General features: G+C 70.9%; 15 protein-coding genes and 1 other RNA gene. 3 read left to right on the forward strand and 13 right to left on the reverse strand.

Going from position 1 to position 15661, the window contains the following annotated elements; all coding sequences use genetic code 11:
* Positions 1 to 249: 249 nt before the first annotated feature.
* The 8 genes from ACY34I_RS05045 to ACY34I_RS05080 all read right to left on the reverse strand — a co-directional run bounded on the left by ACY34I_RS05045 (position 250) and on the right by ACY34I_RS05080 (position 7072).
* Positions 250 to 1467, reverse strand: coding sequence for a tyrosine-type recombinase/integrase (locus ACY34I_RS05045; RefSeq protein ID WP_462752890.1), 1218 nt, complete (start codon positions 1465 to 1467; stop codon positions 250 to 252).
* 3 nt (positions 1468 to 1470) lie between these two features.
* Positions 1471 to 1659, reverse strand: coding sequence for a helix-turn-helix domain-containing protein (locus ACY34I_RS05050; protein ID WP_462752892.1), 189 nt, complete (start codon positions 1657 to 1659; stop codon positions 1471 to 1473).
* A complete protein-coding gene (locus ACY34I_RS05055; protein WP_462752894.1) occupies positions 1656 to 3383 on the reverse strand; it encodes a replication initiator in 1728 nt (575 codons plus the stop codon). The genes ACY34I_RS05050 and ACY34I_RS05055 overlap by 4 nt, the downstream gene beginning before the upstream one ends.
* Positions 3380 to 4030 (reverse strand): GGDEF domain-containing protein, encoded by a 651-nt coding sequence (locus tag ACY34I_RS05060; protein ID WP_462752896.1) that lies wholly within the window; start codon positions 4028 to 4030, stop codon positions 3380 to 3382. Before ACY34I_RS05060 ends, ACY34I_RS05055 begins: the two co-directional genes overlap by 4 nt.
* Positions 4027 to 4674 carry a DUF2637 domain-containing protein gene (locus tag ACY34I_RS05065; RefSeq protein ID WP_462752898.1) on the reverse strand — a complete coding sequence of 216 codons (648 nt, stop codon included), beginning with the start codon at positions 4672 to 4674 and terminating at the stop codon, positions 4027 to 4029. Before ACY34I_RS05065 ends, ACY34I_RS05060 begins: the two co-directional genes overlap by 4 nt.
* Positions 4671 to 6101, reverse strand: a complete 1431-nt coding sequence (locus tag ACY34I_RS05070) for an FtsK/SpoIIIE domain-containing protein (protein ID WP_462752900.1) — start codon at positions 6099 to 6101, stop codon at positions 4671 to 4673. Before ACY34I_RS05070 ends, ACY34I_RS05065 begins: the two co-directional genes overlap by 4 nt.
* Positions 6102 to 6104: 3 nt before the next feature.
* Complete coding sequence (locus ACY34I_RS05075; protein WP_462752902.1) at positions 6105 to 6560, reverse strand: hypothetical protein; 456 nt, start codon at positions 6558 to 6560, stop codon at positions 6105 to 6107.
* 89 nt (positions 6561 to 6649) lie between these two features.
* Positions 6650 to 7072, reverse strand: coding sequence for a hypothetical protein (locus ACY34I_RS05080; protein WP_462752904.1), 423 nt, complete (start codon positions 7070 to 7072; stop codon positions 6650 to 6652).
* Between the two features lie 149 nt (positions 7073 to 7221).
* On the opposite strand from ACY34I_RS05080, the gene ACY34I_RS05085 reads away from it, so the two are divergent.
* Both ACY34I_RS05085 and ACY34I_RS05090 read left to right on the forward strand, forming a co-directional pair.
* Positions 7222 to 8064 (forward strand): sigma factor-like helix-turn-helix DNA-binding protein, encoded by an 843-nt coding sequence (locus tag ACY34I_RS05085; protein ID WP_462752906.1) that lies wholly within the window; start codon positions 7222 to 7224, stop codon positions 8062 to 8064.
* Between the two features lie 11 nt (positions 8065 to 8075).
* Positions 8076 to 8918 carry a hypothetical protein gene (locus ACY34I_RS05090; RefSeq protein ID WP_462752908.1) on the forward strand — a complete coding sequence of 281 codons (843 nt, stop codon included), beginning with the start codon at positions 8076 to 8078 and terminating at the stop codon, positions 8916 to 8918.
* A 35-nt stretch (positions 8919 to 8953) separates the two neighbouring features.
* On the opposite strand, the gene ACY34I_RS05095 is transcribed toward ACY34I_RS05090, so the two are convergent.
* The 4 genes from ACY34I_RS05095 to ACY34I_RS05110 form a co-directional block, all read right to left on the reverse strand.
* Entirely contained in the window at positions 8954 to 9580 is a 627-nt protein-coding gene (locus tag ACY34I_RS05095; protein WP_462752910.1) for a hypothetical protein, read from the reverse strand.
* Between the two features lie 1405 nt (positions 9581 to 10985).
* Positions 10986 to 11396, reverse strand: an RNA gene (rnpB, locus tag ACY34I_RS05100) — RNase P RNA component class A.
* Positions 11397 to 11497: 101 nt separating this feature from the next.
* The gene (locus ACY34I_RS05105; protein WP_462752912.1) at positions 11498 to 12949 is read right to left on the reverse strand and encodes a hypothetical protein; all 1452 of its coding nucleotides are present in this window, start codon (positions 12947 to 12949) and stop codon (positions 11498 to 11500) included.
* On the reverse strand, positions 12946 to 13455 hold the full coding sequence (locus tag ACY34I_RS05110; protein ID WP_462752914.1) for a SigE family RNA polymerase sigma factor: 510 nt from the start codon (positions 13453 to 13455) through the stop codon (positions 12946 to 12948). Before ACY34I_RS05110 ends, ACY34I_RS05105 begins: the two co-directional genes overlap by 4 nt.
* A 123-nt stretch (positions 13456 to 13578) precedes the next feature.
* Between ACY34I_RS05110 and ACY34I_RS05115 the strand changes: the two genes are divergently transcribed.
* Positions 13579 to 14340 carry a sulfite exporter TauE/SafE family protein gene (locus tag ACY34I_RS05115; protein ID WP_462752916.1) on the forward strand — a complete coding sequence of 254 codons (762 nt, stop codon included), beginning with the start codon at positions 13579 to 13581 and terminating at the stop codon, positions 14338 to 14340.
* A 66-nt stretch (positions 14341 to 14406) separates the two neighbouring features.
* On the opposite strand, the gene ACY34I_RS05120 is transcribed toward ACY34I_RS05115, so the two are convergent.
* A complete protein-coding gene (locus tag ACY34I_RS05120; RefSeq protein WP_148794625.1) occupies positions 14407 to 15639 on the reverse strand; it encodes an MFS transporter in 1233 nt (410 codons plus the stop codon).
* Positions 15640 to 15661 lie beyond the last annotated feature (22 nt).

A 15661-nucleotide genomic window follows, 5' to 3' on the forward strand; every position in this document is an offset into this window, starting at 1 on the left:
GACGTGTCGGCGATGCCGCTCCGGGGCCGTCGCTGGGCCGTCTGGGCCGTGACCGGGCCGTCAAGCGCCGACCAAAGACGACCAAAGACGACCAACGAGGACCAGTAGCACCCGAGGAACCAGCAGGTCAGCCACCACGTAGGGCGGCTGACCTGGTGGGCGACGGACGAGTCGACCTGTACGCCGGATTATGACGACCACGCATGCCGCGAGCTGCGCAAACACCGCTGATCATGGCCGCCAGGGCGTCTACAGGGCGTCTCCCTCCTCCCCAACGAGATCCGGGAAGAGGTTGTCGATCGCCTGGCGGGTCCGTTCCTCGCTCGATGGCATGAGGTGGGTGTAGACGCGGAGGGTGAAGCCGGGATCGGTATGACCGAGGTAGGAGGCGAGGGCCTTGATGCTCTCCCCCGCGTCCAGAAGCGCCGAGGCGTAGAAGTGCCGCAGGGCGTGCATGCCGGTAGAACGGCTCGAAACCATGCCAGCGGCACGAACGGCGGGCCGCCATGCGACCTTGTCGAAGGTGGTTCGTCTGAGCGCTCCATCGCGGGCGGTGGTGAGGACCAGGGCGTGAGTCTGCGTCTCGGCGCTGGCCGGGTCTTCCCACGGAAGAGTGACGTGGACCGGTGGGAACCGGTCGAGGTGCGCCTGTAGTACTCGCGCGACGGTGCCAGGCAGCGGCACGCGGCGGTCCCGATCGGTCTTGGGAAGTCCGAAGACGAGCCGGGACCGGACGTACTTGACCTGACGAACGATGTGCAGCCAGCCGCCGTCAATGTCGATGTCGGCCACAGACAGGCCGAAGATTTCCCCCTGGCGGAGGCCGCAGCCAGCGCCCAGGTCAACCGCAACCCGGTAGCGCTCGGGCAGGCTGCCTCGCACCGCGGCGACCTCCTGCGGCTTCCAAGGCACTACCTTCCGCTGCACGGCCCGGGGCGGAATCACGGAACGAGCGGAGCATGGGTTCTTGGCGATGCGCTCGTCGTCCACCGCCGCCGCGAGGATCGAACGAAGGTGGGTGAACACCACTGCACGGGACGCAGGGGCGAGGACGCCGACCATGTTGCGGTCCCACTCCCGGATCTGGCCCGGCTTGATGGCCGACAGCTGCCGGTGGCCGAAGTAAGGCAGCAGGTGCTTACGGACCCGCAGTTCGGTGCTCTCGCGGGACGATTCATCGAACGCGCGAGTCCGTATCCACTCCTCGGCATACTCGGCGAAGGTGATCCGGCCAGCAGCGGGATCGACATAGGTGCCGCGCAGCTTGTCGGACTCGACCGAGACGAGGAACGCCTCGGCGTCCCGCTTGGCCCGGTCCGGAAACGACTTCTTGTGCTCACGCCCGTCGGGGCCGATGTACCGGACCCGGTACCGCAGCCCTTTGCCGAACAGCGCCGTCTTCACCCGTTCCGTGCGCCCGCCGGGGTGGCGAACCGTCTTGTACCAGCGGTCTTCGATGTGCGCCATGACTCACGCGGCCTGTCGCTTGAACCATGCCCGCACGTCTTCCGGGTCGTAGCGCAGGTGACGCCCCACGCGGCCAGCCGGCGGCCCGTACTTGCGCTTGCGCCACTGGTACAGCGTCTCGACCGGGACCCGGAGGAACACCGAGACATCCTCAACCGACCAGAGGTGGTCAACCACCGACGTACGCGTCACTGCTCTCCCTCCGTGGCCCCCGGACGGTTCACAGTTGCCGAACCATCGGGCGGATCAGCGGCCCGTCTCGCGGCGTCGAGTTGCGCCCGCCATTGGATCCGTTCGGAGATGGCCCGCAGGACGCGGTGGCCGAGGGGTGGGACGTCGGGGTCGGTGGGTTTGGCGAGTTCCCAGGCGTGCCGGACGGTGTCGGAGCCGGTCGGGGCGGTGGTGGCGTCGGTGGTGACGCCGAGCAGTGCCTTGACCCACTCGCGCCGGTCGGCTCGGTGGTCGGCCAGGGTCTTGCCGGACCACTGCCGAGAGATCAGGACGCGTCGGCCGCCGATGCCGAGGGTTTCCCGCTTGTGGACCTTGTTCTTGCAGTTGCCCGGCTTCAACCCGGGGCGGGCCTTCTTGGGTTGGATGCCGTAGAGCAGCCAGTTGGCGCACCGCTCCGAACACGGCGTGTGCCGCAGCTCAGCCCACAGCCGTTCCAAGTGGGCGCGCTGTCGGCCGGTGGTGACGTCGTGGCAGTCGGCGGCTTGCTTGGTGAGGTACTTGGTGATGTAGCCGACGCACCGGTCGGCGTCCTTGGTCCCGGCGAGAACGCCCTTGGCATCGACCTGCGAGCCGAACCGGACCACGTGCACGGGTTCGGCGTCGGGGTCGGCATCGACCAGGTCCAGGGCGTCATCCCACATGGGCAGCAGTTCACCGGTGGTCGGGTCGGTGTAGCCGCCTGCGTTGGCGTCCCATTGCGGCGCCCTCCCCGGTTCGTAGACCAGCTCGGTGGCGGGCGGCCACCACACCTGGTGGTAGGTCGCGGCGGCGACTTGGCGGACGAGGGCGCGGGGGATGGTGCCGCGCATGGCGAAGTGCGCGTGTGGGGCAAGCCGTCGCTGTGGTTCGACCGCTCCGGCGTACTGGATGTTCCAGCCGACCGCGCGGCGCAGGTTCTGCCAGAACCGGTCCAGCAGGCGGGGGAAGTGCACGGCGTCCCAGGCGGCCCGCCGGTAGTCGTAGCTGTCGGGGTCGACCGGCGTCCCGTCCGAGTGGACACGGCCGTAGGAGCCGAGGGTGAGGGTGAGGAACATCGACGGCCGGAACACCTGCCCGGCGTGGCCCTCGTAGGTGCGTCCGATGGTGCGGTTGTCGACGGGAAGGCGGGGCAGGTCCGGGGCGTCCTGCCGCCGTTTGGTCGACCGCACCCGGCGTTTGCCGTCGCTGTCCTCCTGGTCGTCGGTGGCGTGGGGTGGGGCGGGTCGGCCTCGGAGTCCTTCGGTGGTGATCTGGCCTTCCAGCTCTCCGATCGCGTCGTCCAGGTCGGCGACCTGATCCCACTGCGACGCCCTAGCCGCTTCATCGCGGGCGAACTCGAGATGCGCCCGAGCGACGATCAGCCCCCGCTGCGCTTCGGTGGCGGGTTGCGGGCCGGGGTCGGGTTCGTCGTCGCGGTGCCATCCCTCGCGGATCTGCTGCTGCCGCAGCCGGCGGGCACGCTTCGCACACGCCGGGCACTTCGCCTCTTGGGTCGCGCCGCAGGGCATGTCGATGACCTCGGTCTGGCCGGAGTCGAGGTCGGTGCGGCGCAGGGAGACGGGGCGGGTGCAGACGCCGTAGTCGGCGGCGAGGTCGGCCACGACGTCGACGGAGCGGGGCATGAGCATCCGGGCGGCCCGGGAGCCCGGCCGAGGCTCCACCACGGGGGTGGGGTCGAGGCCGGGCAGCGCGGGAGTGATGGTCATCGGCTCACCTCCCGGCACGGGGCGAGGTCGCGGACCCGCACGGCAGGGCGGGAGTCGGCGGCCGGGGTGGTGTGGTCATCCCGGCGCGGATCGAATACCGCCACCCCGGTCCGGGTGGTCTTCGCCCGGTACATCGCGGCGTCAGCGTCGGCCAGGGCGGCGGCGAGGCCGGCCGGCCCGGTGGGGGCGAGGCCGATGCTGGCCGTCACCGACACGACGACGCCGGAGGGCAGCCGGACTGGGGCGGCAATCGCGGCGGCCAGCTGGCGCACCGCGCGGGCCGGGTTGGGGTCGAGGATCAGGGCGGCGAACTCATCGCCACCCAGCCTCGCCGCGACGCCGTGAACGGTGCGGAGGCGGTGGGCGACGGCGGTGAGCACCGCGTCTCCGGCGGCGTGGCCGTGGGTGTCGTTGACGGGCTTGAAGCCGTCCAGGTCGACCACGGCCACCCAGGGGCGGTGCGGGGCGAGCTGCTCCCAGCCGGCGGCGAGCCCGGCACGGTTGGCGATACCGGTCAGCGGGTCGCGCAGGGATGCCCGTTGGAGGGCGGCGAGTTCGTAGCGGACGGCGTAGAGCCGGTACTGGTCCCAGGCGAAAACCCAGAGGCCGGCGACTAGGAACAGGCCGGAGAGCAGGTGGTCGGTCATCGGGTCACCTCCCGAGTCAGCGGGGTGCCGTTACGGCGGACGAACGCGGTCGACGGCACCGGAACAACCGGAGCCGGGGCGACCGGGGCCGGGCGGATCGGCTCGACCGGGACCAGGGCGATGGGTTCCGGCGCAGCGGCCGGGGTCGGCTCGACCGGCGGGGCGGGCGGCTCGACCGGCCGGACTGACGAGGTGACGACTGGCGCAGCCGGGGCGGGTTCGTCGGCCGGGGCGGGGACCGGAGCCGGGGTGGTGCCGAGGATGAGCTTGGACAGGCCCATGAAGGCGAGGGCGGGGACGGCGGACAGGAGCCAGCCGGACAGGCCAGGCTTGGCGACGGCGAGCTGCGCGGCGAGGGACAGGGCGACGGCGGCGACGAGCAGGAACATCGGGTAGCCGATCGGGCCGCCGGTGCGCTTGCGGCAGCGGATGGTGAGCAGGGCGGCGACGGGGACGAGTTCGGAGATGACGGCGTTGGCCCAGCCGAACCACTCGCCGGTGCCGGGCGGGGAGTTGTCGAGGGTCCAGTCCTTGACGTGGGTGAACGAGGCAGCCCCGGCGAAGCCGGCGACGAGCAGGAGGATGACGACGAGGACCAGGCCCTCAACGCGTTCGGCGCGGGTGTGGGTGGGGTGGGGTTTCATGCGGCACCGTCCAGGACTTCGCCGTCGATCACGCGCAGCCGGCCGTAGGTGTGGGCCATGTCGCGAATCTCGTCATCGGTCAGGTAGGAGAAGCGGACCCGCATCGGGGTGGGGTCACCGTCGATGACCACGAACCCGACCCCGGGCAGGCTTTGCGGGATGCGGTCGCACAGCGCGCCCCGGTCGCGCATCCCGTCACCGAGCACCAGATCCACCTGCGCGGCTTCCGCGAGCCGTAGCCCGATGCGGGTGGGGAACAGGTCCCGGAACGGCAGCACTTCCTTGCGGGGGTCCTGAATCGCCGCCACCACGTGGACGCCGACCGCGCGGCCCTGGGACAGCAGGATCGACAATGCGGCCTTGATGCGGTCCTTCAACTGGCGGTCGGTCAGGTAGGCGGTCAGGTTCGCCAGCTCATCGATCACGAGGACGATCAGCGGTTCATCCGGGGTCGGGACGTGCTGGCGGGTCCGGCCGTGCAGGTTGCGGGCGCGGTTGCGGGCCAGTGCGGCGGCGTCCTCGATCAGCTCGCACATGGCCGCGTAGTCCTTGCAGGCGAACCGGGCGAACATCGGCGCACCGATCCCCAGCTCCATCCCACCCTTCGGGTCCAGGCCCCACAGCTGCACCAGACCGGATGTGGTGCCGGCGGCGAGGGAGCGGACCACGGACCAGATGACCGAGCCCTTGCCCGATCCGGTGGCGCCCACGACCAGGACCTGAGTGCCGAACAGGCGCAGGCCGTAGCCGTCGCCGTCCTCCTGACGGCCCACAGGGAGGGCGGTGAACTCCGGCACCGCCGGCACCGGCAGGGGCCGGACCACCCGAGCGAGGGGGTCACCGCGGAACAGCGTGAGGAGCACCAGGTCGGTGCGCTTGCCGGGGGACGCTTTGACCTGGCGGACACCGAACGTGTGCGCCAACCTCTCGGACACCTTGGCGAAGTCGTCGGGGATCTGCCCGGTGACCATCCGCACCGTCACCACGTCCACGCCGGACCCGCAGCGGACGGACTTGAGCACCGGCAGGACGGTGTGCCGGTCGAAGGAGATCGCCAGCTTGGCCGTCACCATCGCCGCCAGCCACTTCCGGCGGTAGACCCAGCGCCGGTAGCAGGACAGGACCGGCCACCACCCGAACCGCAGGAACGACGGCCGGTGCCCGAAGCCCCACCCGGCGGCGACAGCGGCCACCGAGGCGACAAGCCCGACCGGACCCGCCCAGCCGAACCGCAGATACAGCCAGCCGAAGACCACGACCGGGGCGGTGACGTACCAGAAGCGGAACAGCAGCCAGATGAAGCGGCAGAAGCCCTTGATGGTCCACCAGGTCAGGGCCAGCCACGTCGGGATGCGGATGATCGGGGTACGGATGTTGATCGGGGCGGGGTCGATCCGGTCACCCCGGATCACGTTCACCAGCGGCATGACTCAGCCCTCCCCCACGGCGGCGGCGAACAGCGATGCCTGCCCCGGCGAGCCGGGACGACGGCGGACCACCCGGCGGCGGACCGGACGGGCCGGGACCAAGGCGGCCAGGTCGACCGGCCCCGTCTGCGGGGCGGGGACGTGACGGGTCATGGTCGGCAGCCACCGGCCACGGCCCAGCACGGCGCGCAGGTCGGTCCGGTCGGAGACGTGCGGGGCGATCAGGTCCGGGTCCAGGTGGCGCAACTTCACCACCGTCCGCGCGAGTGCGGCGGCGGCGGCGGCGATCTCCACCAGCGCCGCCACGCGGACGGCGTCGGCGGGGATGGTGGTGTAGACCTCGCGGGCGGCCCGGATGCCGGGGCCGGCGAGGCGCATCACGGTGCGGCGGTGGGTGCGACGGACGGGACCGGGGCGCGGGTTCCCGGCGATGCGGGCAGCGTCAGCTAGCGTGGGCACCAGCCCAACTCCTTCCAGGGAGAACGGGTCAGTGCGCGGGGCGGGCTTGGTCTTGGCGGATGAGGCCCACCCCGCGCGTCCAGATCTGGTCAGGCCGCCTGCTTCACGGCGGCGGCTTCGGTCATCGCACCGGCGCGGATCGACCACGCCTGCCGCGCCCGGCACTTCCCCGACCCCTTGCACCGCTGCGAGTCCACATACGGCGTCAGCGTCACGTCGGTGAACTCCACCGCCGGCGGATAGCCCGGGATCTTCGACGCCGGCGGCACCGGCTGCACCGGCGCGGCGATCTTCACCTTCACTTCCTTCGACCCGCCGAACTTCCCGGCCTCCGGGTCCAGGTCCAGCACCTTCACCACCCACAGGCGCTCGCCGGAGTCCTTGTCCCGCGCCTGGTCATCACCCTGACCGCGCTTGTCGAAATCCGTCACCGGCTCCACACCCAGACACAGCGCACCGTGCGGGAACACGTACTCGAACGGAACCGGAACCTTGATCGTGTTCGGGACCATGCCCTTGCCTCCTCGTTGTCCACCCCCCTAGACGGTCGCGATCTGCGTAGCCGTTGGGATGTATAGGGGGATAGACAGGAAGCTACGGCGGTACGTTGATGGCGTCAAGGGGACTAGACGGAGCCCTGCCAGGTAGTGCGAGGACGGACATGACGGACGAAGTTGAACGTATCGCAGCGATACGTGATCCGTTCGAGCTTCTTCGCGAAGCGACGGCCCGGATGTCGGCAGCTCAGGAGGAAGTGACCGAGCTTGCCCGTCTGCGCCGCCGCGTGATTCAGGAGCTTCACGACAAGGGCATGTCGTTCGCGGACATCGCTCAGCAGGTCGGCCTGTCCCGTGGCCGCATCCACCAGATTCGGCACGCTGGCCCGGCGCCGGAAGGCGCGTTCTTGGGCCAAGGCACGGTCACGATCAGTACCCCGTTGAAGCAGGAGGCGATCAGGTCGCGGCCGGTAGTCGCGATCGAAGACATGACCGGCGCTCAGCGGCTTGGGGACCTCGCGCGCAGCCTCGGTCTAGAGCCGTCGTTCGAGTCGATTCCCATCGGCGGCGAGATCGACCTCAACCGTCCCAACCAGGTGGTGATCTCTGGTCCGCGCATCTCCGAGCACATCGCCCAGGTGCTCGCGCAGGACCCCGTCTTGCAGTTCGAGCGCGCCAGCGACGGCCCATGGACGCTGGTCGACCGCAAGACCGGCACCGTGTACCGGTCCGGGCAGGACCAGACGCCGCCGCGCAGCTGGGACGTGGCGTACCTGGGCCGCCTACCCCGACCGGATCGGCAGGGGTCGCTGATCGTTTTCACCGGCATCCACCCGCCCGGTTCCCTCGGAGTCGTCCACCTGATCTGCACCCGAATCAGCGAGCTGTACAACGAGGTCAAGACCGGTCACTTCTCCGTACTGGTCGGCACCGAGTACGACCCCGACACCCACGAGCCGCGCCACGTGGAGCTTCTGACGCCGCTGTACCGGTTGGAGGACAACTGATGCAGGTCACCATGGCGACCAGCCCGGCCAAGCCCGACCAACCCAACGAGGACTTCACCGCGGCCACGCCGAACGGGGTCGTTCTGCTCGACGGTGCCGGCCTGTCCGGCACCACGTCACGGTGTTCGCACGGGGTCGCCTGGTACACCCGCCAGCTCGGTGGGGCGCTGCTCGCCGGTCTCGCTGGCGACGACGGCCAGGACCTGGCGGCCATTCTCGCCGAGGCCATCAGCCAGACGGCCACCGCGCATGAAGGCAGTTGTGACCTTGACGACCCCGGCACACCGTCCGCGACTGTCGTCATGCTCCGCGCTACCGCTGATGACCTGGAGTACCTGGTGCTTGCCGACTCCGTGCTCGTGCTCGACCTGGCCAGCGACGTGCCGCTGGTCATCACCGACGACCGTGAGGCACACGTCGGACTGCGCTACCGCGCGGCGATGGACAGCCTCACCAACGGCACGCCCGAGCACGACCAGGCCCGCCGCGACTACGTCCAAGCCATGCGTGCCCACCGCAACAGGCCCGGCGGGTTTTGGGTTGCCGCCGCCGACCCACGTGCCGCCGATGAGGCGGTTGTTGGAAGCCGACCTATCAAGGAGGTGACAGCCGCAGCCCTGCTCAGCGACGGTGCCAGCCGCCTCGCCGACCGTTTCGGCCTGACTGACTGGCCCGGCCTACTGGCGATCCTGCACGATCACGGCCCAGCCGAACTGATCCGCCGCGTCCGTGCCGCAGAAGACTCCGACCTCCAAGGCAACCGCTGGCCGCGCGGCAAGACCCACGACGACGCGACGGCCGCCTACTGCGCCCGACTGCTCGACACGCGCTGTCAAGTCCGACGACATGCTTGACGAGGCCAACGCTTGCGGTCAGCGCATGGTCGCAGTCAGTGAGTGGACGCGTAGAGGGCTAGTAAGGCCAGGGCGGGTGCAGCGGCGGCGATCAGCGGTCCGGCCACTCGCAGAACGCGATCGCTGCGGCCTGGGAGCAGGGCCAGGATCCGGACGACGAGCAGCGCGATCAGGGCCAGCAAGCTGACGATGAACGACGTATCCCAGCCGCGGCGGAACGCGTCGCCGCCGGCCGTGACGTCCCAGCCGACCGGGCCGCTGCTTGCACGGACCGGCGCGAAGACGGCGGCTACGAGCAGCGCCAGGATTAACGGGATGCGGCGGATCCAGTGGCCGCTGCCGCGCCCGGGGATCGCGTGGCCGTGGGGTACGCGCGGGCGGTTGAGTGGGTCATTACCGAGCTGTTGCTCGCGGCGCTGGCCGTCGAGGAGGAACACCAGCGCGGCGGCTGGCGCGAACGCGGCGGTCGCCCAGCCAGCCGCGGTCATCCACGTCGCTGAGCCATGCGTGGCCCGGCTCGCCCAGCTGAGCAGGTGGGGGACGAGCAGCATGCGGGCGACGACGAATGCGGCGACCGGGACCGCGATCGCGCAGAAAAGCGCCAGACGCTCCGGCCAGATGGGCGGTGGGAGGCGATGGGCGGGTTGCTCATCCCGGGACACGAGTATGCAGCGTAGCGACCCGGCGCCAACCCCAGCGGGGCTGGCACCACCGGTGAACGATTTCTCGTCAGGACTGATCAGGCCGGGACGGCCACCCACCCCATCCAGACGGTTTCGCGTTGCCGAATAGTCCTCTACAGGATCAAGGCGGCCCGCAGAGCGGGCCGCGCCGGCCCGGCCCCGGCCTGCTGGCGACCTCCGGCCGGCATCGGCCGGGCCGGCCGGCCACGCTTGGGGACGACAAGACCTTGAAGACCTTGGGGCGCTGCCCCAAACCCCGGCCCTCCTCAGAGATGCCGGGGCGGATCCCCTCGCCGGGCACCACAAGGGCTACCAGCATCCCCGGACGGGGCCAAGGTCGTTCGGCTGGTGAGGCGCTCCACCTTGTCCCCGTCCGGGGATGCTGGAAGGTCGGAGACTGCCCGACGAGGAGATCCGCTCCACCACTGCCGCACCATCGCGTTGCAACTTCTGCCGTTAGCCTGCGGTCAGGCAAGTAGAGCCCGGAGCTGCCCTATTGCGTCCAACACCTCGGCGCGGTGCCTGCCATCCTTGATCCACGCTGGCAAGCGCTCGACCAGGGTCTGGCTTCCCATGTGCTGGCCGCGTTCCCGCAACCGAGCGGACACGTACGTCTCCAGCAGGTCCAGGTGCTCTGCGTTGTACGCCCAGAGCACTCGCCCACGGCAACCGATGGACAACCAGAGAGGCAGGCCGAAGTAGGGGTCATTCGGGCCCGAGAACTCAGGGAAGGCGCGAGCGTTGTTTGCGAGGCGAGGAGCATCCCACAGGTCCGTATGCGCGCACCCGAGACAACTGAGCCGACGACGTAGCCACACATCATGCCGAGTGCCGTCGGCCAGATCCTCGGGACAAGGAAGGACCGAGGCGCGTCCTCCACAGCGTGGGCAGCGGACGAAGATCTCCCCAGCAGCCAAGCCGCCCAGCCAGTACCTCGGATCGCGGAAGCGCCCGGTGTTCCCTTCCTCAGCCGCTGCCATAGATCAACTGTACAGCCATCGGTACAGCCAAGGCCGCCGCCAAGCGCCGACACCAACGGACGACAACGGACAGGCTGACCAGGGATGCGCCCACACCACCAGCCATTCGCGATCTTCTTCTAATCCCAAGGCCAGCATGGGCCATCCGTGGGCCAGTAACCGTGGCGCGCAGCGGGCACGAGCGGGCACAAGGCGCAACCGGGCTGGCCGCCGCCCGCAGGCGTTTCGGACATCACGACCACTTGAGCACGCTCTTCCAAACTGAAGCTCTGCCAGGGCGTCGCCAGGGCGTCAGGGCGTCCCCAGGGCGTCAAACGCCAGCCAAAGTTGACCAACGGCGACCATCGACGCCAGGAAATAGAACCAGGCCAGAGCCTTGATCGCGGCTCTGACCTGGTGGGCGACGGACGAGTCGACCTGTACGCCGGATTCTGTGACCGACGCGGCCCGAAGGCGCGTCGGCGGCGGCCATCCATCTCGGCCTACCGTCGCCGGCAGGCTCCAGCGGCCTACCCGCAGACATCGGGCGGGCAGCCCTCAAGCGTCTGCGCGGACCATCGCCTCGCGGCGAGGATCCTTTCTTGGCCTTGCTCCGGGTGGGGTTTACCGAGCCATCCCGGTCACCCGGGATGCTGGTGGGCTCTTACCCCACCGTTTCACCCTTACCGTCCCGTTTCGGGCCGGCGGTCTGTTTTCTGTGGCACTGTCCCGCGGGTCGCCCCGGGTTGCCGTTAGCAACCACCCTGCCCTGTGGAGTCCGGACGTTCCTCGGCGACGGGCCGTGAGCCCGTCGACGCGACCGCCCGGTCGACTCGTCCGTCGCGTCCATCATCCTAACGACGCCAGCGCCGCCGCCATTTCCCGGTCGGCGGTCAGCGCACCAGCCCCCGCCAACCGCCACCGTTCCGGACAGCCCCTACCAGTTCGAGACGAGCGGCTCGTTGAAGACCCGCTCACCGGAGGCGGGCTCGAGCAGCGGCCCGTAGCAGCGCACCGCACCGTCCCGATCGAGCCCTCGCAGCATGACCGCGCCTCCGACGGGCAGGGCGAGCAGGGCCGCCCCGCCGGCCACCGGCGCGCTCGCCCGGACCGCTCCGTCGGCGACCGCCTCGATCCGCGTCACGCCCTTGCACGGCACGACGAGCAACTGCCCGCCGAGCACGGCCCGATCGCCGTCGCGCACCGGCACCCGGACCGCCAGCAGGTCGTCCGCCGGGCCGTAGCCGGTGGCGACCAGTGGTGGCCGCAGTGGGCCCGCGGCCGGCGCAGGGTCGGTCGGGGCGGGATCCTGGTCGGTGGCGAGGGCCAGCAGCGGGCCGGCGCCGGTGTCTCCGGTCAGGAGCAGAGTGGGGCCTTCCCGGTCCTGGGCGGCGAGGAGCACCGCCTCGCCGCCCTGCGCGTCGAGTCGGCCGGACCACCGGATCGCCGGCCGCGCCGCGTCGACCAGACCGGACTGGCGGGCGAGGGCTTGGTACACCTGCCCGGCCTGCCGGGCGACCGTCGGGTTGGGCGGTTCGGCGGTCGGTGCCCAGCGGCCGTCGTCCGGATACGTCTCGTCGGCGTTGCCGGCGCGGTCCGTCTCGGCGAACCACATCGGCCCCTCCTGCCGGACCTGTCCGTCACATTCCACTCGCCACCAGCCGTTGCTGGCGGCCTGGTCGACCAGGAGATAGCCGTCGGTGGGCTGGGGCTGCCACTGCCGCCGCAGGCCAGACTGCCGGGCGTAGGCGGCGCGGCCCAGGGAGATGCGACAGCCGGCCGGGGCGAGGCCGAGCAGCCACTGCTTCTGCGCGCCGGGCATCCCGGAGGCGGCGGTGAGGAGGTTGAACGGCTCGACCCGCCCGTTGCTCTGCCCGTCGCCGCGCAGCAGCCGCGCCGGTGACGCCCCGACCGGGCCCTCCCTGGTCACCAGCGCCGCCGCCGTCGCCGAGTGGTAGGCCAGCACCACCTGCCGGAACCCGGCGGACTCGTCGGCGTAGAGCACCTTCACCTTCGGCAGGTCCGCGGACATCCGCACCTCGTCGCGCCCGTGGTCGAAGAGCCGGGCGACCTCGGCGACGAACGCCTCATCCCCGGCCAGGCTGCCCCGGGTCGGCGAGTTGATCAGACGCCAGCTCCATGCCGAGTCGACCCGGTAGCCGTGGCCGAGTGGGAGGTCGTCGGCCTGGTGGTGCAGGCCCGCGGGGCTGAGCGCCGTCGGTCCCGCCAGCGCCGCCGCCAGGACCGCAGCCACCGCCGCCGCGAAGCCGGCGAGCCGACGCCGCTGGCGCCGCCGCGCGTGCCGCAGCAGCCGCTCGTACGGATCGGGGTCGGGCACCACGGCTTCGGCGATCCTCGCCAACCCGGCCCGCAGTTCGTCCACGCTCATGCCCGCTCCCCCAGCAACCCGCCGGCCACCCGCGGCCTCGGCGCGGCCAACACCTCCCGGAGCCGGGCCAGCCCGCGGGCCGCCTGGCTCTTCACCGTTCCGACGGAGCAGCCCATGGCCGCCGCCACCTCCGCCTCCGGCAGGTCCTCCCAATAGCGCAGCACCAGCACGGTGCGCATCCGGACCGGCAGCCGGTCCAACGCGGCGAGCAGTTCGTCCCGGATCGCCAGCCCGTCGGTGCTGTCCGGGGCCGCCCGGTCCGGCACCGTCGAGGTGAGCAGCTCCCGCAGCCCGAGACGGCGCCAGCGGCTGGTCCGCTCGTTCACCATCGCCCGGCGCACGTACGCCATCGGCTCCTCGACCCGTCGCCAGTGCCGCATCACCTTGAGCAGCGCCTCGTGCACCAGGTCCTGGGCGGCGTCGCGGCTGCCGGTCAACAGATACGCGGTGCGCAGCAGGTCGGCGTAGCGGACCTCCACGAACTCGCGGAACTCCGGGTCATCCACCGCTGGACCCCCCGTGGTGACCACACACGGTTCGCTCCCTTCGTCAGGCCCATTCGCAGGGAACGACGCGGGAGGGTATCGAAAGGTTGAGTTCCCAGGGGGTCGTACTAGCCTCTGGTGACCATGGACCTCTCGGACGCCGCGCTCCTGCTCGCCGCCGGTCTCGCCGCGGGCACGGTGAACGCGGTGGCGGGGGGCGGCTCCCTGATCACCTTCCCGGCCCTGATCGCGACCGGCCTGCCGCCGGTGCCCGCCAACGTCACCAACTCGGTGTCGGTCTTTCCCGGGTACGTGGCCAGCGTCGCCGGCAGCCGGATGGACCTGCCGCGTGGGCGGCAGCTGTGGACCCTGCTGCCCACCACGGTGGTCGGCACGGGGATCGGCTGCCTGCTGCTGCTGGCCACCCCGGCGCGGGCGTTCGAGCTGGTGGTGCCGTTCCTGGTGCTGGGCGCGACCGCCGTCCTGGCCTTCCAGGACCCGCTCCGCCGGCTGGTCGGCCACCCGGCCGACCTCAGCCCGCGCCGCCGTACCGTCACCGTGCAGGCCATGGTCGCCGTCGGCTCGGTGTACGGCGGCTACTTCGGCGCGGCGCTCGGGGTGATGCTGGTGGCCTGCCTGGCCCTGGTGCTGGACACCACCCTGGCCCGGGTCAGCGCCGTCAAGAACCTGCTCTCGGCCGTGGTGGGGCTGACCACGCTGGTGGTGTTCGCGCTCTTCGGCCCGGTCCAGTGGGCGGCGGTCGCGGTGGTCGCGCCGGCCACGCTGGTCGGCGGATACGCGGGCGCCCGGTTGCTCCGCCGCCTCCCGCCGGTGGTGCTGAAGGCCATCATCGTGGTGTTCGGCACGGTGATCGGCCTCTATCTGCTCTGGCGCGCGCTGCGCTGACCCCGGACACCGAACCGCCCCGGCGCAACGCTGCGCCGGGGCGGTTCGACCAGGAGGGACAGTGGCTCAGTACGCCTCGCCGACCGGCTCTTCCGGCGCGTGCTCGGCGCCGCGGGCGGCCCGGTTCCACCGGGACCAGAGCACGCGCTCGCCGTAGCCGGCGGCCATCACGTGCGCGAAGGCGAGGTAGACCAGCACGCCGACGGCGAGCACCCCGAAGCCGACCCAGAACGGCATGGCCAGCCCGTGCTCGGCGAGCTTGCCGGAGATGATCGGGGCGGGCGCGGCGGCACCCCAGCGGACCAGGTTGAACGCGCCGGTGGCGACCCGCCGGTCGCTGGAGCCGAGGCCGAGCGCCAGGTCGGTGAGGTTGGCGTTGGCCAGGCCCATGAACAGGCCGGACAGCACCAGGATCACCAGCGACTCGGTGGTGCCGGACGAGGTGGCGAAGAGCACCATGCAGACCAGCAGGCCGGCGATGGCGACCCCGACGGTCTGCACCGCGCCGATCCGGTGCGCCAGCCGGTGGCCGATCAGCAGGATGCCGGCGGCCAGGCCGAGGCCCCAGCCGGTGAAGGCCAGGCCCAGCGGGATGACGTCGAGGTGCAGGAAGAGCGGCGTGTAGCCGAGCACCACGAAGAAGACGAAGTTGTACGCGGCGGTGACCACGCAGAGGGTGACGAACGCCGGCTTGCGGTAGGTCGAGAAGATCTCGCCGACGCGTACCGGGGCCTGCTTGCGGGCCGGCTCGCGGAGCTTGCGCGACGCCACGGCCAGCGCGAGCACCATGAAGACGCCGCAGACGAAGAAGGGCAGTCGCCAGCTCACCTCACCGAGCAGGCCACCGAGCAGCGGGCCGACGGCGAAGCCGAGGCCGAGTGCGGTCTCGAAGAGGCCGACCACCCATTCCCGGTCGTTGGCCAGGTTGACCAGCACCACCATGGCGGTGGCGAAGAACATGGCGTTGCCCAGCCCCCAGACGCCGCGCAGCACGGAGAGCTGCACGATGTCGTTGCTGAACGACGCGAGGATCGCGGCCAGGCCGACCACGGAGACGCCGGTGATGAGCACCGGCTTGAAACCGAACTTCCCGCTGGCCAGGGTCGCCGGGATCATGCCGACGGCCATCACCGCGATGTACGCGGTGAACAGCAGCTCGACCTGCCAGGCGGTGACGCCGATCGCCTCGCCGATGGCCGGCAGGATCGGGTCCACCACGGCGATGCCGGCGATGGCGAGGAAGGCCACCAGCGTGGTGGCGTAGATGGCACTGCGGTTGGGTTCGGATCGCCGATCCACTCCGCCTCCCAGATAGCTGTAT

The sequence above is a fragment of the Micromonospora sp. RTBAU3-60 genome (assembly GCF_054963695.1).

What these genes read in the sequence shown, in the direction of transcription:
- ACY34I_RS05045 (WP_462752890.1), bottom strand. Translation starts at nt 1,467, where the DNA reads ATGGCGCACATCGAAGACCGCTGGTACAAGACGGTTCGCCACCCCGGC.
- ACY34I_RS05055 (WP_462752894.1), bottom strand. Translation starts at nt 3,383, where the DNA reads ATGACCATCACTCCCGCGCTGCCCGGCCTCGACCCCACCCCCGTGGTG.
- ACY34I_RS05060 (WP_462752896.1), bottom strand. Translation starts at nt 4,030, where the DNA reads ATGACCGACCACCTGCTCTCCGGCCTGTTCCTAGTCGCCGGCCTCTGG.
- ACY34I_RS05065 (WP_462752898.1), bottom strand. Translation starts at nt 4,674, where the DNA reads ATGAAACCCCACCCCACCCACACCCGCGCCGAACGCGTTGAGGGCCTG.
- ACY34I_RS05070 (WP_462752900.1), bottom strand. Translation starts at nt 6,101, where the DNA reads ATGCCGCTGGTGAACGTGATCCGGGGTGACCGGATCGACCCCGCCCCG.
- ACY34I_RS05080 (WP_462752904.1), bottom strand. Translation starts at nt 7,072, where the DNA reads ATGGTCCCGAACACGATCAAGGTTCCGGTTCCGTTCGAGTACGTGTTC.
- ACY34I_RS05085 (WP_462752906.1), top strand. Translation starts at nt 7,222, where the DNA reads ATGACGGACGAAGTTGAACGTATCGCAGCGATACGTGATCCGTTCGAG.
- ACY34I_RS05090 (WP_462752908.1), top strand. Translation starts at nt 8,076, where the DNA reads ATGGCGACCAGCCCGGCCAAGCCCGACCAACCCAACGAGGACTTCACC.
- ACY34I_RS05105 (WP_462752912.1), bottom strand. Translation starts at nt 12,949, where the DNA reads ATGAGCGTGGACGAACTGCGGGCCGGGTTGGCGAGGATCGCCGAAGCC.
- ACY34I_RS05115 (WP_462752916.1), top strand. Translation starts at nt 13,579, where the DNA reads ATGGACCTCTCGGACGCCGCGCTCCTGCTCGCCGCCGGTCTCGCCGCG.